Here is a 15,918-nt window from a genome sequence, read left to right on the forward strand (position 1 = left end):
GCAGCTGGACCGTGTAGCCGTCCTCTCCGACATCCATGGCGTCCTCCCCGCGCTGGAGGCCGTGCTCGCCGAACCGGACGTGGCCGCCGCCGACCGCATCGTGCTCACCGGTGACATCACGGCGGGCCCGCAGCCCGCCGAGGTGCTCGACCTGCTGCGTGCCCAGGGCGAGAGGGTGCTGTGGGTGGCGGGCAACGCGGACCGGGAACTGGTCGAGTTCCGGCAGGGGCGGCGGACGGAGATCCCCGACCCGATCGGCCCCTTCGCGGCCGGTGCGCTCCGAGCGGAGCAGGTCGACTTCCTGGCCGCTCTGCCGGCGACGCTGACACTCACCGTGAGCGGACTGGGCCAGGTGCTCTTCTGTCACGCCACGCCGCGCGACGACGAGGAGATCGTCCTGGTCGACTCCGGCCCCGCGCGGTGGGCGGAGGTCTTCACCGGCCTGGCCGACGGCATCCGCACGGTGGTCTGCGGCCACACCCACATGCCGTACCTGCGCCTCGCGCACGGCCGCCTGGTCGTCAATCCCGGCAGCGTCGGCATGCCCTACGGCCGTCCCGGCGCCCACTGGTGTCTGCTCGGCCCGGGCGTCGATCTGCGGGTCACGCCGTTCGACACCGAGGCGGCGGCCGCCCGGCTGGCCGCGGAGTGCCCCTACGAGGACATCGCCGCCTGGGCCGACTACTTCCTGCGCGCCCGGGCTACCGACACGGAGGCGCTGGAGCTGTTCCGTGGCCGGATTCCTCCGGAAATGACAGGGACGGGGGCGGGGGCGTAAGTTCCGAAAGAGGTTCACACGCCTGACCTGGTCCACTACCGTGGACGTAGCAGTACATCGAGATGAACGAATCCCCGGTCTCGCCCCGAGCGCCCGGGCCCACCCTTGACCAGCCCCAGGACCGCCCGTGAGCACCCCCGACGCCGCACCCACGACCTCCTCCCTGCCGTCCTCGTCGTCGCCGCCGTCGCCCGCGACGTCCCCGGCGCCGTCGGTCCCGCCCGGCGCCCCCGGCGGTCCGGGCCGCCTCGGCTCGTTCGGTCCCGTGGGTCTGGTGCTCGCCGGATGCGTCTCCGTGCAGTTCGGCGGCGCGCTGGCCGTGACACTGATGCCGAGGGCGGGTGCGCTCGGGGTGGTGAGCCTGCGGCTGCTGGTGGCCGCGATCGTGCTGCTGGTGGTCTGCCGGCCCCGGCTGCGCGGCCACTCGCGCGCCGACTGGGGCACGGTCGTCGCCTTCGGCGTCGCCATGGCCGCGATGAACGGCCTCTTCTACCAGGCCGTCGACCGCATCCCCCTCGGCCCCGCCGTCACCCTCGAAGTCCTCGGTCCGCTCGCCCTGTCCGTCGTGGCCTCGCGCCGTGCGGTCAACGCCCTCTGGGCGGGCCTCGCCCTGGTCGGTGTCTTCCTCCTCGGCGGAGGGGGCTTCGGCAGCCTCGACGCGGCCGGAGCCGCGTTCGCGCTGGGCGCGGGTGCGATGTGGGCGGCGTACATCGTCTTCAGCGCCCGTACCGGCCGGCGCTTCCCGCAGGCCGACGGGCTGGCCCTGGCGATGGCGGTGGGCGCGGTCCTGTTCCTGCCGCTGGGGATCGCCGAGTCGGGTACGAAGCTGGCCGATCCGACGACCTTCGGGCTGGGCGCGGCGGTGGCCGTGCTGTCCTCCGTCCTGCCCTACACCCTCGAACTGCTCGCCCTGCGCCGCCTGCCCGCCTCCACCTTCGCGGTTCTCATGAGTCTGGAACCGGCCATCGCCGCCCTGGCCGGTTTCCTCGTCCTGAGCCAGTCCCTCGCGCCCCTGGAGATCGTCGCGATCGCCCTGGTCATCGCGGCGAGCATGGGCGCGGTACGGACGCAGGTGGGACGGGGCAAGGCGCCCGTGCCGCCCCGGGTGGACGCCTGACCGCGGCCTGACCCCGTTGCGGTGTGAAGGGGCCGGAGGACACGTCACGTGACTCCGGCCCCCCTTCGTGCGCCACTGACGGCGGGGAAAAAATCATGCAAGCATGCTTGATTGTTTTTCCGGGCGCTGCCATGCTCCCACCCATGCCCGAACCGACACCCGCGTCCGCCGGGTCCCCCGTGCCCGCCGCCGCGTCCGACGTGTTCGACGATCTGCGCGCGGAGAGCGAAGAACTCGACCGGCTGGTCGCCGGGCTGGCAGCCGAGGGGTGGCGCCGGGCGACGCCCGCGCCCGGGTGGAGCATCGCGCACCAGATCGCGCACCTCGCCTGGACCGACCGTTCCGCGCTGCTGGCCCTCACCGACGCGGACCGTTTCCGGGAGCTGGTGGAGGAGGCGCTCGCCGCCCCCGACGCGTTCGTCGACGAAGGGGCGGAGGAAGCGGCCGGTCTGCCGCCCGCCGAGTTGCTGGCCCGGTGGCGGGAGGGCCGGGCCCGCCTCGACGCGGCGCTGCGGGCGGCGCCGCCCGGCGTGCGTTTCCCCTGGTACGGGCCGCCCATGACGGCTCGGTCCATGGCCACCGGGCGGCTGATGGAGACGTGGGCGCACGGGCAGGACGTGGCGGACGCGTTGGGTGTGGTGCGCGCACCCACGGACCGGCTCCGGCATGTGGTGCGCATCGGGGTGCGGGCGCGGGACTTCGCGTTCGGGGTGCGGGGGCTGCCCGTGCCGGGGGAGGAGTTCCGGGTGGAGGTCGTGGGGCCCGCCGGGCAGGTGTGGGCGTACGGCCCGGAGGATGCCGCCCAGCGGGTCACCGGCCCGGCCCTCGACTTCTGTCTGCTGGTCACCCGGCGCGCCCACCGCAACGACCTCGCCGTACGCGCCGTGGGGCCGGACGCCGGCCAGTGGCTGGACATCGCCCAGGCGTTCGCCGGGCCTCCCGGCACCGGGCGTGCCCCGAAGACGGGGGAGGAGCCGCCCGCATGACGGCAGCCCCCCGCCCCACGGGCGGCAACCGCGCACCCGGCGGCACGCCCGCCCCCCTCCGCATAGGCAACGCCTCCGGTTTCTACGGTGATCGTTTCGACGCCCTGCACGAGATGCTCACCGGCGGTGAACTGGACGTCCTCACCGGGGACTACCTCGCCGAGCTGACCATGCTGATCCTCGGGCGGGACCGGCTGAAGGACCCGGGCGCCGGGTACGCCCGCACCTTCCTGCGGCAACTGGAGGAGTGCCTGGGGCTCGCGCACGAGCGGGGCGTGCGGATCGTGGCCAACGCGGGCGGCCTGAACCCCGCCGGGCTCGCCGAGCGGGTGCGGGAGCTGGCCGGGCGGCTCGGCCTGCCGGCGCGGGTGGCGCACGTCGAGGGCGACGACCTCACCGCCCGCCACCCCGGCAGCCTCGCCGCCCACGCCTACCTCGGCGGATTCGGCATCGCCGAGTGTCTGCGGGCCGGCGCGGACGTCGTCGTCACCGGGCGGGTCACCGACGCGTCCCTGGTCGCCGGACCGGCCGCCGCGCACTTCGGCTGGCGGCCCGGGGAGTACGACCGGCTCGCGGGTGCCGTGGTCGCCGGGCACGTGCTGGAGTGCGGCGCGCAGGCCACCGGCGGGAACTACGCGTTCTTCACCGACCACGCCCTCGAACGGCTGAGGCGTCCCGGCTTCCCGCTCGCCGAGATCCACGCCGACGGCGGCTGTGTCATCACCAAGCATCCCGGCACCGGCGGTGTCGTCGACGTCGGCACGGTGACCGCCCAGCTCCTCTACGAGACGGGCGGTGCCCGCTACGCCGGTCCCGACGTCACCGCGCGGCTGGACACCGTACGCCTGAGCCAGGACGGGCCGGACCGGGTGCGGGTGGAGGGGGTGCGCGGGGAGGCGCCGCCGCCGGCCCTCAAGGTGGGCCTCAACCGGCTGGGCGGCTTCCGCAACGAGGTCACCTTCGTCCTCACCGGCCTCGACATCGAACGCAAGGCCGACCTCGTGCGGCAGCAGATGGACGACGCGCTCGGGGCCGCCGAATCCCGGCCCGCCGAAGTGCGCTGGGACCTCGTGCGCACCGACCACCCCGACGCCGGCACCGAGGAGACGGCGAGCGCCCTGCTCCGGCTCGTCGTACGCGATGCGGACCCGCAGGCGGTGGGGCGGGCGTTCAGCGGGGCCGCGGTGGAGCTGGCACTCGCCGGGTACCCCGGCTTCCATGTGCTCGCGCCGCCCGGCAAGGGTGCCCCCTACGGCGTCTTCGAGGCCGCGTACGTCCCCCAGGACACCGTGGAGCATGTGGCCGTCCTCCATGACGGCCGGCGTGTCCCTGTGCCGCCGGCCCCGGACACCCGTGCTCCGCAGGAGGTGCCCGAGCCGCCCCTGCCGGAGCCGCTCCCCGCGGGTCCCGTGCGCCGGGCGCCGCTCGGGCTGGTCGCCGGCGCCCGCAGCGGGGACAAGGGCGGGGACGCCAACGTGGGGGTGTGGGTGCGCACGGACGACGCCTGGCGGTGGCTCGCGCACGAGCTGACCGCCGACCGGTTCCGGGAGCTGATCCCCGAGGCCCGCCCGCTGCCCGTCACCCGGCACGTGCTGCCGCGTCTGCGGGCGCTGAACTTCACCGTCGAGGGGATCCTCGGCGAGGGCGTCGCCGCCCGGCACCGCTTCGATCCGCAGGCCAAGGCGCTCGGGGAATGGCTGCGCTCGCGCCGTCTGGACATACCGGAGGTTCTGCTGTGACCGTCCTGACCTCCGCACTGGACACCTCGTCCGCCGATCACCGGGCCCATCGCGAGGCCATGCTCGCCAAGCTCGCCGACCTGGAGGCCGAGCACGCCAAGGCGCTCGCGGGCGGCGGCCCCAAGTACGTCGAGCGGCACCGGCGGCGCGGCAAGCTCCTCGCCCGCGAGCGCGTCGAGCTGCTGCTCGACCCCGACACGCCCTTCCTGGAGCTGTCGCCGCTGGCCGCCTGGGGCAGCGAGTACGCCGTCGGCGGCTCGCTGGTCACCGGGATCGGGGTCGTCGAAGGGGTGGAGTGCCTGATCACCGCGAACGATCCGACCGTGCGCGGCGGGGCCAGCAATCCGTGGAGCCTGAAGAAGGCGCTGCGGGCCAACGACATCGCGCTCGCCAACCGGCTGCCCTGCATCAGCCTGGTCGAGTCGGGCGGTGCCGATCTGCCGTCCCAGAAGGAGATCTTCATTCCGGGGGGCGCCATCTTCCGTGATCTGACCCGGCTTTCGGCGGCCGGTGTCCCCACCGTCGCCGTCGTCTTCGGCAACTCCACCGCCGGGGGCGCCTACATCCCCGGCATGTCCGACCACGTGATCATGGTCAAGGAGCGGGCCAAGGTGTTCCTCGGCGGGCCGCCGCTGGTGAAGATGGCCACCGGCGAGGAGAGCGACGACGAGTCGCTGGGCGGCGCGGAGATGCACGCCCGCGTGTCGGGTCTCGCCGACCACTTCGCCGTCGACGAGCGGGACGCGATCCGGCAGGCGCGCCGCGTCGTCGCCCGCCTCAACCACCGCAAGGCCCATCCCGATCCCCCCTTCGCAGAGCCGCCCGAATACGACGACGAGGAGCTTCTCGGCATCGTTCCCGGCGATCTGAAGGTCCCCTTCGACCCGCGCGAGGTCATCGCCCGGATCGTCGACGCCTCCGACTTCGACGAGTTCAAGCCGCTGTACGGGACGAGCCTGGTCACCGGCTGGGCGTCCCTGCACGGCTATCCCGTGGGCATCCTCGCCAACGCGCGGGGCGTGCTGTTCAGCGAGGAGTCGCAGAAGGCCGCCCAGTTCATCCAGCTCGCCAACCAGCGCGACGTCCCGCTGCTGTTCCTGCACAACACCACGGGCTACATGGTGGGCCGCGAGTACGAGCAGGGCGGCATCATCAAGCACGGCGCCATGATGATCAACGCCGTCTCCAACTCCCGTGTCCCGCACCTGTCGGTGCTCATGGGGGCGTCCTACGGCGCGGGGCACTACGGCATGTGCGGGCGGGCCTACGACCCGCGCTTCCTGTTCGCCTGGCCCAGCGCCAAGTCCGCCGTCATGGGGCCGCAGCAGCTCGCCGGCGTGCTGTCGATCGTCGCGCGGCAGTCGGCGGCGGCCAAGGGGCAGCCCTACGACGACGAGGCGGACGCCGCGCTGCGGGCGATGGTCGAGCAGCAGATCGAGTCCGAGTCGCTGCCGATGTTCCTGTCGGGGCGGCTGTACGACGACGGCGTCATCGACCCGCGCGACACCCGCACCGTTCTCGGCCTGTGCCTGTCGGCCGTCCACACCGCGCCCTACGAGGGCGCGCGCGGTGGCTTCGGCGTCTTCCGGATGTGAGGTGTGAGGGACCCCGTGATCAAGAACCTGCTCGTCGCCAACCGGGGCGAGATCGCCTGCCGTGTCTTCCGCACCTGCCGCACGCTGGGCATCGGCACGGTCGCCGTGCACTCGGACGCCGACGCGGACGCGCTGCACGCGCGCGTGGCCGACGCCGCCGTACGCCTGCCGGGTGACACGCCCGCCGAGACGTACCTGCGCGGCGACCTGATCGTGAAGGCGGCCGTCGCGGCCGGCGCGGACGCCGTGCACCCCGGCTACGGCTTCCTGTCGGAGAACGCCGGCTTCGCCCGTGCCGTCCTCGACGCGGGCCTGGTGTGGGTGGGGCCGCCGCCCGCCGCCATCGAGGCCATGGCGTCCAAGACCCGCGCCAAGCGGCTCATGGGCATCGCGCCCCTGGAGGACGTCACCGCGGCCGACCTGCCCGTCCTGGTGAAGGCGGCGGCGGGCGGCGGCGGGCGCGGGATGCGGATCGTACGGCGCCTGGAGGACCTGGAGGGGGCTCTGGCCGCCGCGCGCGCGGAGGCGGCGAGCGCGTTCGGCGACGGGGAGGTGTTCGTCGAGCCCTACCTGGAGAACGGCCGCCACGTCGAGGTGCAGGTCCTCGCCGACACACAGGGCACCGTGTGGGCGCTCGGGACCCGGGACTGCTCGCTCCAGCGGCGTCACCAGAAGGTCGTCGAGGAGGCCCCCGCGCCCGGCCTCACGGACGGCCTCGCACGGGAGCTGGCCGAACTGGCGGTGCGGGCGGCGCGCGCCGTCGGCTACACCGGCGCCGGGACCGTGGAGTTCCTGGTGGCCGGCGGCCGGGCGCACTTCCTGGAGATGAACACCCGCCTCCAGGTGGAACACCCGGTGACCGAGGCGGTGTTCGGCATCGACCTGGTCGCCGAGCAGATCCGGGTCGCCGAGGGCCACGCGCTGGAGGGCGGCCCCCCGCGCGCGCGGGGGCACGCGGTCGAGGCCCGCCTCTACGCCGAGGACCCCGCCCGCGACTGGGCCCCGCAGACAGGCACGCTGCACCGCCTGGCCGTCCCGGACGGCGTCCGCCTGGACACCGGTTACACCGACGGCGACACCATCGGCGTGCACTACGACCCGATGCTCGCCAAGGTCGTCGCACACGCCCCCACGCGCGCGGAGGCCGTCCGCAAGCTCGCGGGCGCGCTGGAGCGGGCCGCCGTCCACGGCCCGGTCACCAACCGGGACCTGCTCGTGCGCTCCCTGCGGCACGAGGAGTTCACGCGGGGCCGGATGGACACCGGCTTCTACGACCGCCACCTCGCCGCGCTCACCGAGCCGGCCCGTGACCCCTGCGCCCCGCTGGCCGCCGCGCTCGCCGACGCCTGCGGCCGCTCGCGGTTCGGCGGCTGGCGCAACGTTCCCTCGCAGCCGCAGGCCAAGCGGTACCTGATGGCGGGCGAGGAGCACGAGGCACGCTACCGGCACACCCGCGCGGGGCTCGCCGCCGAGGACGACGGGGTGCGGGTCGTGCACGCGGACGCGTGCCGGGTCGTCCTGGAGGTGGACGGTGTGCGGCGCACGTACGAGGTCGCGCGGTACGGGGACCGGGTGCACGTGGGCGGCATCGCGCTGACCGCCCTGCCCCGCTTCCCCGACCCGGCCCTCCAGCGCGCCCCCGGGTCCCTGCTCGCCCCCATGCCCGGAACCGTCGTCCGCCTCGCCGGCGGGGTGGACGAGGGAGCAGCGGTACGGGCCGGCCAGCCCCTGCTGTGGCTGGAGGCCATGAAGATGGAACACAAGATCACCGTGCCCGTCACCGGGACGCTCACGGCCCTGCACGCGACCGCCGGGCAGCAGGTCGAGCCCGGCATGCTGCTGGCGGTGGTGCGACCGGACCAGGAGCACGGGGAACAGCGCGAGCAACCACCGTCACCTCGCACCCGGGAGACCACATGAGCCCCGTCGTCGAATCCGAGGAACACAAGGACCTCCGCGCGGCCGTCGCCGCGCTGGGCCGGCGCTACGGCCGCGCCTACCTCACCCGCACCGTCGCCGAAGGCCGCCACCCCACCGAACTGTGGGCGGAGGCCGGCAAGCTCGGCTACCTCGGCGTCAACCTGCCGCAGGCGTACGGCGGCGGGGGCGGCGGCGTCGCCGAGCTCTCCATCGTCCTGGAGGAGCTGGGCGCGGCCGGGGCGCCGCTGCTGATGCTCGTCGTCTCGCCCGCCATCTGCGGCACCGTCATCGCCCGCTTCGGCACCGAGGAGCAGAAGCGGACCTGGCTGCCGGGGCTCGCCGACGGCAGCCGCACGATGGCCTTCGGCATCACCGAGCCCGACGCCGGGTCCAACTCCCACCGCATCACCACCACCGCGCGCCGCGACGGCGGGGGAGACTGGCTGCTCACCGGCCGCAAGGTGTTCATCTCCGGGGTGGACATCGCGGACGCGGTGCTGATCGTCGGCCGTACCGAGGACGCCCGCACCGGACGCCTCAAGCCGTGCCTGTTCATCGTCCCGCCGGACGCCGACGGCTTCCAGCGGCGCCCCATCGACATGGAACTGAACGCGGCCGAGAAGCAGTTCGAGCTGGTCCTGGAGGACGTACGGCTGCCCGCCGGCGCGCTCGTCGGCGACGAGGACGCGGGCCTGCTCCAGCTCTTCGCCGGACTCAACCCCGAACGCATCATGACGGCCGCCTTCGCGATCGGCATGGGCCGCTACGCCCTGGGGAGGGCCCTGGAGTACGCGCGGGAACGCTCCGTGTGGAAGACGCCCATCGGCGCCCACCAGGCCATCGCCCACCCGCTCGCCCAGGCCCACATCGACCTCGAACTGGCCCGTCTGATGATGCAGAAGGCCGCCCACCTGTACGACGCCGGGGACGACGTCGGGGCCGGGGAGGCCGCCAACATGGCCAAGTACGCGGCCGGGGAGGCCTGCGTGAGGGCCGTCGACCAGGCCGTGCACACCCTCGGCGGCAACGGCCTCACCCGCGAGTTCGGGCTCGCCTCCCTGATCACGGCCGCGCGCGTGGCCCGTATCGCCCCGGTGAGCCGGGAGATGATCCTCAACTACGTCTCCCACCAGAGCCTGGGCCTGCCCAAGTCGTACTGAGCCGCACCGATCCGCAGCGACCCCGCGCCGGCGGGGCGAGGAGGAACCGTGTTCCGTAGCGCGTACGCAGACGTCCCGGCCGTAGACCTGCCCATCCACGAGGCGGTGCTGGGGCACGCCGCCGGCTTCGGCGACACGCCCGCGCTGATCGACGGCACGGACGGCACCACCCTCACCTACGCCCAGGTGGACCGCTTCCACCGGCGCCTCGCCGCCGCGCTCGCCGGGGCGGGCGTGCGCAAGGGCGACGTCCTCGCCCTGCACAGCCCGAACACGATCGCCTACCCGGTCGCCTTCTACGCGGCCACCCGCGCGGGTGCCTCGGTCACCACCGTGCACCCGCTCGCCACGCCCGAGGAGTTCGCCGGGCAGCTGCGGGACTCGGCCACCCGCTGGATCGTCACCGTCTCGCCGCTGCTGGAGGCGGCCCGCCGGGCGGCCGCGCTGGCGGGCGGCGTCCGGGAGATCTTCGTCGGCGACAGCGCCCCGGGGCACCGGTCGCTGCTCGGCATGCTGGAGAACACCGCACCTGAACCGGCCGTGGCCGTCGACCCGGCCGAGGACGTCGCCGTGCTGCCGTACTCCTCGGGCACCACCGGCACCCCCAAGGGCGTGATGCTCACCCACCGGCAGATCGCCACCAACCTCGCGCAGCTCGAACCGGCGATCACCGTCGGCCCCGGCGACCGCATCCTCGCCGTGCTGCCGTTCTTCCACATCTACGGGCTCACCGCCCTGATGAACGCGCCGCTGCGCAAGGGCGCCACGGTCGTCGTCCTGCCCCGCTTCGAGCCGGACACCTTCCTCGCCGCCGTGCAGAACCACCGCATCGGCATCCTGTACGCAGCTCCGCCGATCGTGCTCGCCCTCGCCAGGCACCCGTCGGTCGGCCACTACGACCTGTCCTCGCTGCGGTACGTCATCAGCGCGGCGGCCCCCCTGGACGCGCGCCTGGCCGAGGCCTGCTCCCGGCGCCTGGGCCTGCCGCCCCTCGGACAGGCCTACGGCATGACGGAGCTGTCCCCGGCCACCCACGTCGTCCCGCCCGCCGCGCTGCGCGAGGCACCTGCCGGCACCGTCGGCAGGCTCATCGCCGGCACCGAGATGCGGATCGTCTCCCTGGAGGATCCCGGGCGGGACCTCGGCCCCGGCGAGCCCGGCGAGATCCTCATCCGCGGTCCGCAGGTCATGAAGGGCTACCTGGGGCGGCCGGAGGCCACCACCGCCCTGATCGACGGCGACGGCTGGCTGCACACCGGGGACGTCGGCCAGGTGGACGACGACGGCTGGCTGTTCGTCGTCGACCGCGTCAAGGAACTCATCAAGTACAAGGGCTTCCAGGTGGCCCCCGCCGAACTGGAGGCCCTGCTGCTCACCCACCCGGACATCGCCGACGCCGCCGTCGTCGGCGCCCGCGACGACGACGGCAACGAGATCCCGCACGCCCACGTGGTGCGCCGGACGCCGGCCGCGGACCTCTCCGCACAAGAGGTCATGACGTACGTCGCCGAGCGCGTCGCCCCCTACAAGCGCGTCCGTCGCGTCACCTTCACCGACACCGTGCCGCGGGCCGCCTCCGGCAAGATCCTGCGGCGACAGCTCAGGGACCGCCCATGACCACCCCCACCGCCCCGCTGATCGGCCGCGGCCGCACCCGCGGGATCGAGACGCTCAGCCTCGACTCCCCGGGCACCCGCAACGCCCTGTCCGCGGCCCTCGTCGCCGCGCTGGCCGCCGCGCTCACCGAGTGCGGCGAGGACCCCGGCGTCCGCGCCGTCGTCCTCACCCACACCGGCAGCACCTTCAGCGCGGGCGCCGACCTGCGCGACCCACCCTCCCCGCAGGCGCTGACGGGCCTGCTGCGGCAGGTCGTCGCCCTGCCCAAGCCGGTCCTCGCCCGGGTCACCGGGCACGTCCGCGCGGGCGGCCTCGGGCTGCTCGCGGCCTGCGACATCGCCGTCGCCTCGCACCGGGCGACCTTCGCGTTCACGGAGGTGCGCATCGGGGTGGCGCCCGCCGTCATCTCCCTGCCGCTGCTGCCGCGCACCGACCCGCGCGCCCTGGCCCGCCACTACCTCACCGGCGAACGCTTCGACACGGCCGAGGCGGTGCGCACCGGCCTGCTCACGGCGGCCGGGGACGACGCCGACGCCGTCCTCGAACCCATGCTCGACGGCCTGCGCCGCTCGGCCCCCGAAGCCCTGGCCGCGACGAAAGGGCTGCTCACGGCTAAGGTGCTGGAGACCTTCGACCGGGACGCGGCCGGCCTGACCGCGCTCTCGGCCCGGCTGTTCGCCTCCGCCCAGGCCAGGGAGGGGATGACGGCCTTCCTCGAACGACGGGATGCCGAATGGGTGCTGTGAGCGCGGCGGTGAGCACGCCATGGGCGTGACGGCGGCGGACCGCGCCCCCAAACAGGACCGCAGCCGGGCCACCCGGCAGCGTCTCCTGCAGGCGGCCGTCGCCTGCCTCGCGGAACGCGGCTGGGCCGGCTCCACGGTCTCCGTCGTCGCCGAGCGCGCCGGTGTCTCCCGCGGCGCGGCCCAGCACCACTTCCCCACCCGCGAGGACCTGTTCACCGCCGCCGTCGAGTACGTCGCCGAGGAGCGCTCCACCGCCCTGCGCGCCCTCTTCCCCGAGGGCGCGCAGGGCGACCGGCGTGCCGTCGTGCGGGCCCTCGTCGACCTCTACACCGGCCCCCTCTTCCGCGCCGCCCTCCACCTGTGGGTCGCCGCCTCCAACGAGGACCAGCTCGGCGCGCGCGTCACCGAGCTGGAGGCCCGCGTGGGCCGCGAGACCCACCGCATCGCCGTGGACCTGCTCGGCGCCGACGAGAGCCGCCCCGGCACCCGCGAGACCGTCCAGGGCTTCCTCGACATGGCCCGCGGCCTGGGCCTGGCCAACCTGCTCACGGACGACGCGGCCCGCCGCGAGCGCGTGGTCGCCCAGTGGGCGGCCGTCCTCGACCAGGCACTGGGCTGAGAGCCGCGGACGGAACGGAAAGCCCGGTCGGCTCGCGGCGTCAGCGTGCGGGCCGGGCGTCGCGAGCCGTGCGTGGCGTTTCGTCCGCGGCTCCGAGGACGACCGCCGGCACGCCGTGTCCCGGAGGCCCCGCCCGCCTCAGGACAGGCGGGGCCCGGGACTCAGTGCGCGATGGCGTCGTACCCCTCGACCTCGCGCGGGCTGCGCGGGCCGGGGCCGATGTAGCGGGCGGAGGGGCGCACCAGGCGGCCGGTCCGCTTCTGCTCCAGGATGTGCGCCGACCAGCCCGCCGTGCGCGCGCAGGTGAACATCGACGTGAACATGTGCGCCGGGACCTCGGCGAAGTCCAGCATGATCGCCGCCCAGAACTCGACGTTCGTGGCCAGCACCCGGTCCGGACGGCGGTTGTGCAGCTCCTCCAGCGCGGCCTTCTCCAGCGCCTCGGCCACCTCGTAGCGCGGGGCGCCCAGTTCCCGGGCGGTGCGGCGCAGCACCCGCGCGCGCGGGTCCTCGGCCCGGTAGACCCGGTGGCCGAAGCCCATCAGCCGCTCGCCGCGGTCCAGGGTGCGCTTCACGTACCCGGCCGCGTCCCCGGTGCGCTCGATCTCCTCGATCATGCCGAGCACCCGGGAGGGGGCGCCGCCGTGCAGCGGGCCGGACATCGCGCCCACCGCGCCCGACAGGGCGGCGGCCACGTCCGCGCCGGTGGAGGCGATGACGCGGGCGGTGAAGGTGGAGGCGTTCATGCCGTGCTCGGCGGCGGAGGACCAGTAGGCGTCCACGGCCGCGACGTGCCGCGGGTCGGGCTCGCCCCGCCAGCGGATCATGAAGCGCTCGGTGATGGAGTTCGCCTTGTCGATCTCGCTCTGCGGGACCATGGGCAGGCCCTGGCCGCGCGCCGACTGGGCGACGTAGGAGAGCGCCATGACGGCCGCCCGCGCGAGGTCCTCACGGGCCTGCGCGGCGTCGATGTCCAGCAGCGGTTTCAGGCCCCACACCGGCGCGAGCATGGCCAGCGCGGACTGGACGTCCACCCGGATGTCACCCGAGTGCACGGGGATGGGGAACGGCTCGGCGGGCGGCAGGCCGGGGTTGAAGGCGCCGTCGACGAGGAGCCCCCACACGTTGCCGAAGGAGACGTGACCGACGAGATCCTCGATGTCGACGCCCCGGTACCGCAGCGCGCCGCCCTCCTTGTCGGGTTCGGCGATCTCCGTCTCGAACGCGACGACTCCCTCGAGTCCGGGTACGAAGTCGGACATCAGGCGGCTCCTCGTGGTCTGTGCGACAGATGGTGCGACAAAGACGACGACCAGGTGTCGGAGGTCGGAAGTGGGGCGCCGTACGGATCCGCGGTCGCGTGGCGATGACTCGCGGTCCGGGGCGGTCATCCCTGTCATGCCCCGTGCGGTCCGCGGCCACCCCACCGGGTCGGCAACAGCACGATATCCCTGAGTGCCACCTTTGGGGAGAGAGCGCGGCACTGAGTGCCACGTCGTGACGAAGGACACTTCGCCGGTGCCGGTCGCCCATACGGCAAGATGACCGCGTGACCGACCGAGAAGCCGGAGAAACCGCGCCGTTCGACCTCGCCGCCATGCGCAAGCACTACCGCGCCGAGGGCCTGACCGAGGCCGGCCTGGCCGACACGCCCGTGGCGCAGTTCGCCCGCTGGTTCCGGCAGGCCGCGGCCGAGGGACACCTCTTCGAGCCCAACGCCATGATCGTCTCCACGGCGGACGCCGACGGCCGCCCCAGCTCCCGCACGGTCCTGCTCAAGGGCTTCGACGAACAGGGCTTCGTCTTCTACACCAACTACGACTCCCGCAAGGCCCGCGACCTCGCCGAGAACCCGTACGTCTCCCTGCTGTTCCCCTGGCACCCCATGGCCCGGCAGGTCATCGTCCAGGGCGTCGCCCGCCGCACCGGGCGGGACGAGACCGCCGCCTACTTCCGCACCCGCCCGCACGGCTCCCAGCTCGGCGCCTGGGCCAGCGCCCAGTCCACCGTCATCGCCACCCGGGGCGTCCTCGACGCCTCCTGGGCCGAACTCGCCGCGCGCTACCCGGAGGGCGAGCAGGTCCCCGTCCCGCCCCACTGGGGCGGCTTCCGCGTCGCCCCGCGGTCCGTGGAGTTCTGGCAGGGCCGCGAGAACCGCCTCCACGACCGCCTGCGCTACGTCGCCGAGGCGGACGGCGGGTGGCGGGTGGAGCGGCTGAGTCCCTGAACGCGGGGGGCCGGCGGCCCCGCGACCGGCAGGGCGACGTGCCCGGCGGTGCCGTATTGACACCACTGTGGTTCAGACCTCACCGTGATCCGCGACACGCAGCCACCCCGAAGGGACGGACCTCGCATGAGCGACCGCACGCTGGCAGGCCAGTACTTCGACGCCGCCATCGGCCTCCTCCAGCGGGTCCGCGACGAAGAGGCCGACGCCGTCACGGCCGCCGGCACCCTGCTCGCCGACACGGTGGCCGACGGCGGGCGCCTGTTCGCCTTCGGCGCCGGCCACTCCTCCCTCGCCGCCCAGGACCTCGTCTACCGGGCCGGCGGTCTCGCGCTGGTGAACCTCCTGGCCGTCCCCGGCGCCGTCGGCGTCGACGTCGTGCCCGCCACCCTCGGCTCCGCGCTCGAACGCGTCGACGGCCTCGCCACCGCCGTCCTCGACACCTCCCCGCTGCGCGCGGGCGACGCCCTGGTGATCGTCTCCCTGTCCGGGCGCAACGCCCTCCCCGTCGAGATGGCCCTGCACGCGCGCGCGCTGGGTGTGCGCGTCATCGGCGTCACCTCGGTCGCCTACGCCACCGCGACCACCTCGCGGCACACCTCGGGAACCTTCCTCAAGGACCACTGCGACCTCGTCCTCGACTCCAAGATCGCCGTCGGCGACGCCGAACTCGTCCTCGACACCGTCCCGGCGCCCTTCGCCCCCGCCTCCACCGTCGTCACCTCCGCGCTCCTGCAGGCGGTCGTCGCCACCGCCGCCGGCGTCCTCGCCGACCGCGGCGTCGAACCCCCGCTGCTGCGCTCCGGGAACGTCGACGGCGGCCACGAGTGGAACGGCCGGATCTTCGACCGGTACGCGGACCGGATCTTCTACCGGCGCTGACGGCGGCGCCGGCGCAAGGCGGTTGACCCGCGCGCGGGAGGTGCGGTTCGCTGCCCCCGTGTCCGACGATCTTGATCTCCGTATCGAACCCGTGAGCGGCGAAGCCATGCTCCGCGACTGGCGGCACGTGCACAACGCGATCGTGCCGCCCGCCGCGATGACCCTCGACGAGGTGCGCGAGCGGGCCGGCCGCTACCGCCTGGAGAACGCCTGCCTCGGCGCGACCCTCGTCGGCTGCTCCACCGTGCGCCCGCCCGGCGGCGAGGACGCGACGGCCACCGTGATCGCGCGCGTGCTCCCCGGCCACCGGCGCACCGGAATCGGCACGGCCCTGTACGACAGGGGCCTGGCACACGCGCGCGTGCTCGGCGCCCGGAGCGTGGAGACCGTCGTCCTGGCCGCCAACGACGACGGCCTACGCTTCGCCGCCGCCCGCGGCTTCACCGAGACCGAACGGTACGTGCTGCCCGGCGGGACGGACGAGTGGGTCACCCTGCGGCTGACGCCGGCGCCGTGACCGGGAGGGACCCGG

14 protein-coding genes are annotated in these 15,918 nt (G+C 74.3%); 13 read left to right on the forward strand and 1 reads right to left on the reverse strand.

Annotation, left to right across the window (positions count from 1 at the left end):
- Positions 1–4: 4 nt before the first annotated feature.
- From IG64_RS23020 to IG64_RS23065, 10 genes are all read left to right on the forward strand, one after another.
- Entirely contained in the window at positions 5–778 is a 774-nt protein-coding gene (locus IG64_RS23020; RefSeq protein ID WP_051813278.1) for a metallophosphoesterase family protein, read from the forward strand.
- 127 nt (positions 779–905) lie between these two features.
- Positions 906–1,895, forward strand: a complete 990-nt coding sequence (locus IG64_RS23025) for an EamA family transporter (RefSeq protein WP_037859305.1) — start codon at positions 906–908, stop codon at positions 1,893–1,895.
- Positions 1,896–2,038: 143 nt separating this feature from the next.
- Positions 2,039–2,881 carry a TIGR03084 family metal-binding protein gene (locus IG64_RS23030; protein ID WP_051813264.1) on the forward strand — a complete coding sequence of 281 codons (843 nt, stop codon included), beginning with the start codon at positions 2,039–2,041 and terminating at the stop codon, positions 2,879–2,881.
- Positions 2,878–4,620, forward strand: coding sequence for an acyclic terpene utilization AtuA family protein (locus tag IG64_RS23035; RefSeq protein ID WP_051813266.1), 1,743 nt, complete (start codon positions 2,878–2,880; stop codon positions 4,618–4,620). The genes IG64_RS23030 and IG64_RS23035 overlap by 4 nt, the downstream gene beginning before the upstream one ends.
- Positions 4,617–6,215, forward strand: coding sequence for an acyl-CoA carboxylase subunit beta (locus IG64_RS23040; RefSeq protein ID WP_037859306.1), 1,599 nt, complete (start codon positions 4,617–4,619; stop codon positions 6,213–6,215). Before IG64_RS23035 ends, IG64_RS23040 begins: the two co-directional genes overlap by 4 nt.
- A gap of 15 nt (positions 6,216–6,230) precedes the next feature.
- A complete protein-coding gene (locus IG64_RS23045) occupies positions 6,231–8,135 on the forward strand; it encodes a biotin carboxylase N-terminal domain-containing protein (protein WP_037859307.1) in 1,905 nt (634 codons plus the stop codon).
- On the forward strand, positions 8,132–9,295 hold the full coding sequence (locus IG64_RS23050) for an acyl-CoA dehydrogenase family protein (protein WP_037859308.1): 1,164 nt from the start codon (positions 8,132–8,134) through the stop codon (positions 9,293–9,295). Before IG64_RS23045 ends, IG64_RS23050 begins: the two co-directional genes overlap by 4 nt.
- Positions 9,296–9,343: 48 nt before the next feature.
- Entirely contained in the window at positions 9,344–10,912 is a 1,569-nt protein-coding gene (locus IG64_RS23055; RefSeq protein WP_037859310.1) for a 4-coumarate--CoA ligase family protein, read from the forward strand.
- Positions 10,909–11,658, forward strand: a complete 750-nt coding sequence (locus IG64_RS23060) for an enoyl-CoA hydratase family protein (protein ID WP_037859312.1) — start codon at positions 10,909–10,911, stop codon at positions 11,656–11,658. The genes IG64_RS23055 and IG64_RS23060 overlap by 4 nt, the downstream gene beginning before the upstream one ends.
- A gap of 19 nt (positions 11,659–11,677) precedes the next feature.
- Positions 11,678–12,277: a TetR/AcrR family transcriptional regulator gene (locus IG64_RS23065; RefSeq protein ID WP_037859314.1), complete on the forward strand. Its 600-nt coding sequence runs from the start codon at positions 11,678–11,680 to the stop codon at positions 12,275–12,277.
- 161 nt (positions 12,278–12,438) lie between these two features.
- Here IG64_RS23065 and IG64_RS23070 read toward each other — a convergent pair whose 3' ends face one another.
- Complete coding sequence (locus IG64_RS23070; protein ID WP_037859316.1) at positions 12,439–13,539, reverse strand: citrate synthase 2; 1,101 nt, start codon at positions 13,537–13,539, stop codon at positions 12,439–12,441.
- Between the two features lie 287 nt (positions 13,540–13,826).
- On the opposite strand from IG64_RS23070, the gene pdxH reads away from it, so the two are divergent.
- From pdxH to IG64_RS23085, 3 genes are all read left to right on the forward strand, one after another.
- Positions 13,827–14,504: a pyridoxamine 5'-phosphate oxidase gene (gene pdxH, locus IG64_RS23075; protein WP_037859319.1), complete on the forward strand. Its 678-nt coding sequence runs from the start codon at positions 13,827–13,829 to the stop codon at positions 14,502–14,504.
- A 126-nt stretch (positions 14,505–14,630) separates the two neighbouring features.
- Positions 14,631–15,386, forward strand: coding sequence for an SIS domain-containing protein (locus tag IG64_RS23080; protein WP_037859321.1), 756 nt, complete (start codon positions 14,631–14,633; stop codon positions 15,384–15,386).
- A 106-nt stretch (positions 15,387–15,492) separates the two neighbouring features.
- The gene (locus IG64_RS23085; protein WP_051813268.1) at positions 15,493–15,903 is read left to right on the forward strand and encodes a GNAT family N-acetyltransferase; all 411 of its coding nucleotides are present in this window, start codon (positions 15,493–15,495) and stop codon (positions 15,901–15,903) included.
- Positions 15,904–15,918: the final 15 nt, after the last annotated feature.

This window comes from Streptomyces sp. NRRL S-340, from assembly GCF_000720185.1.
Classification (GTDB): domain Bacteria; phylum Actinomycetota; class Actinomycetes; order Streptomycetales; family Streptomycetaceae; genus Streptomyces.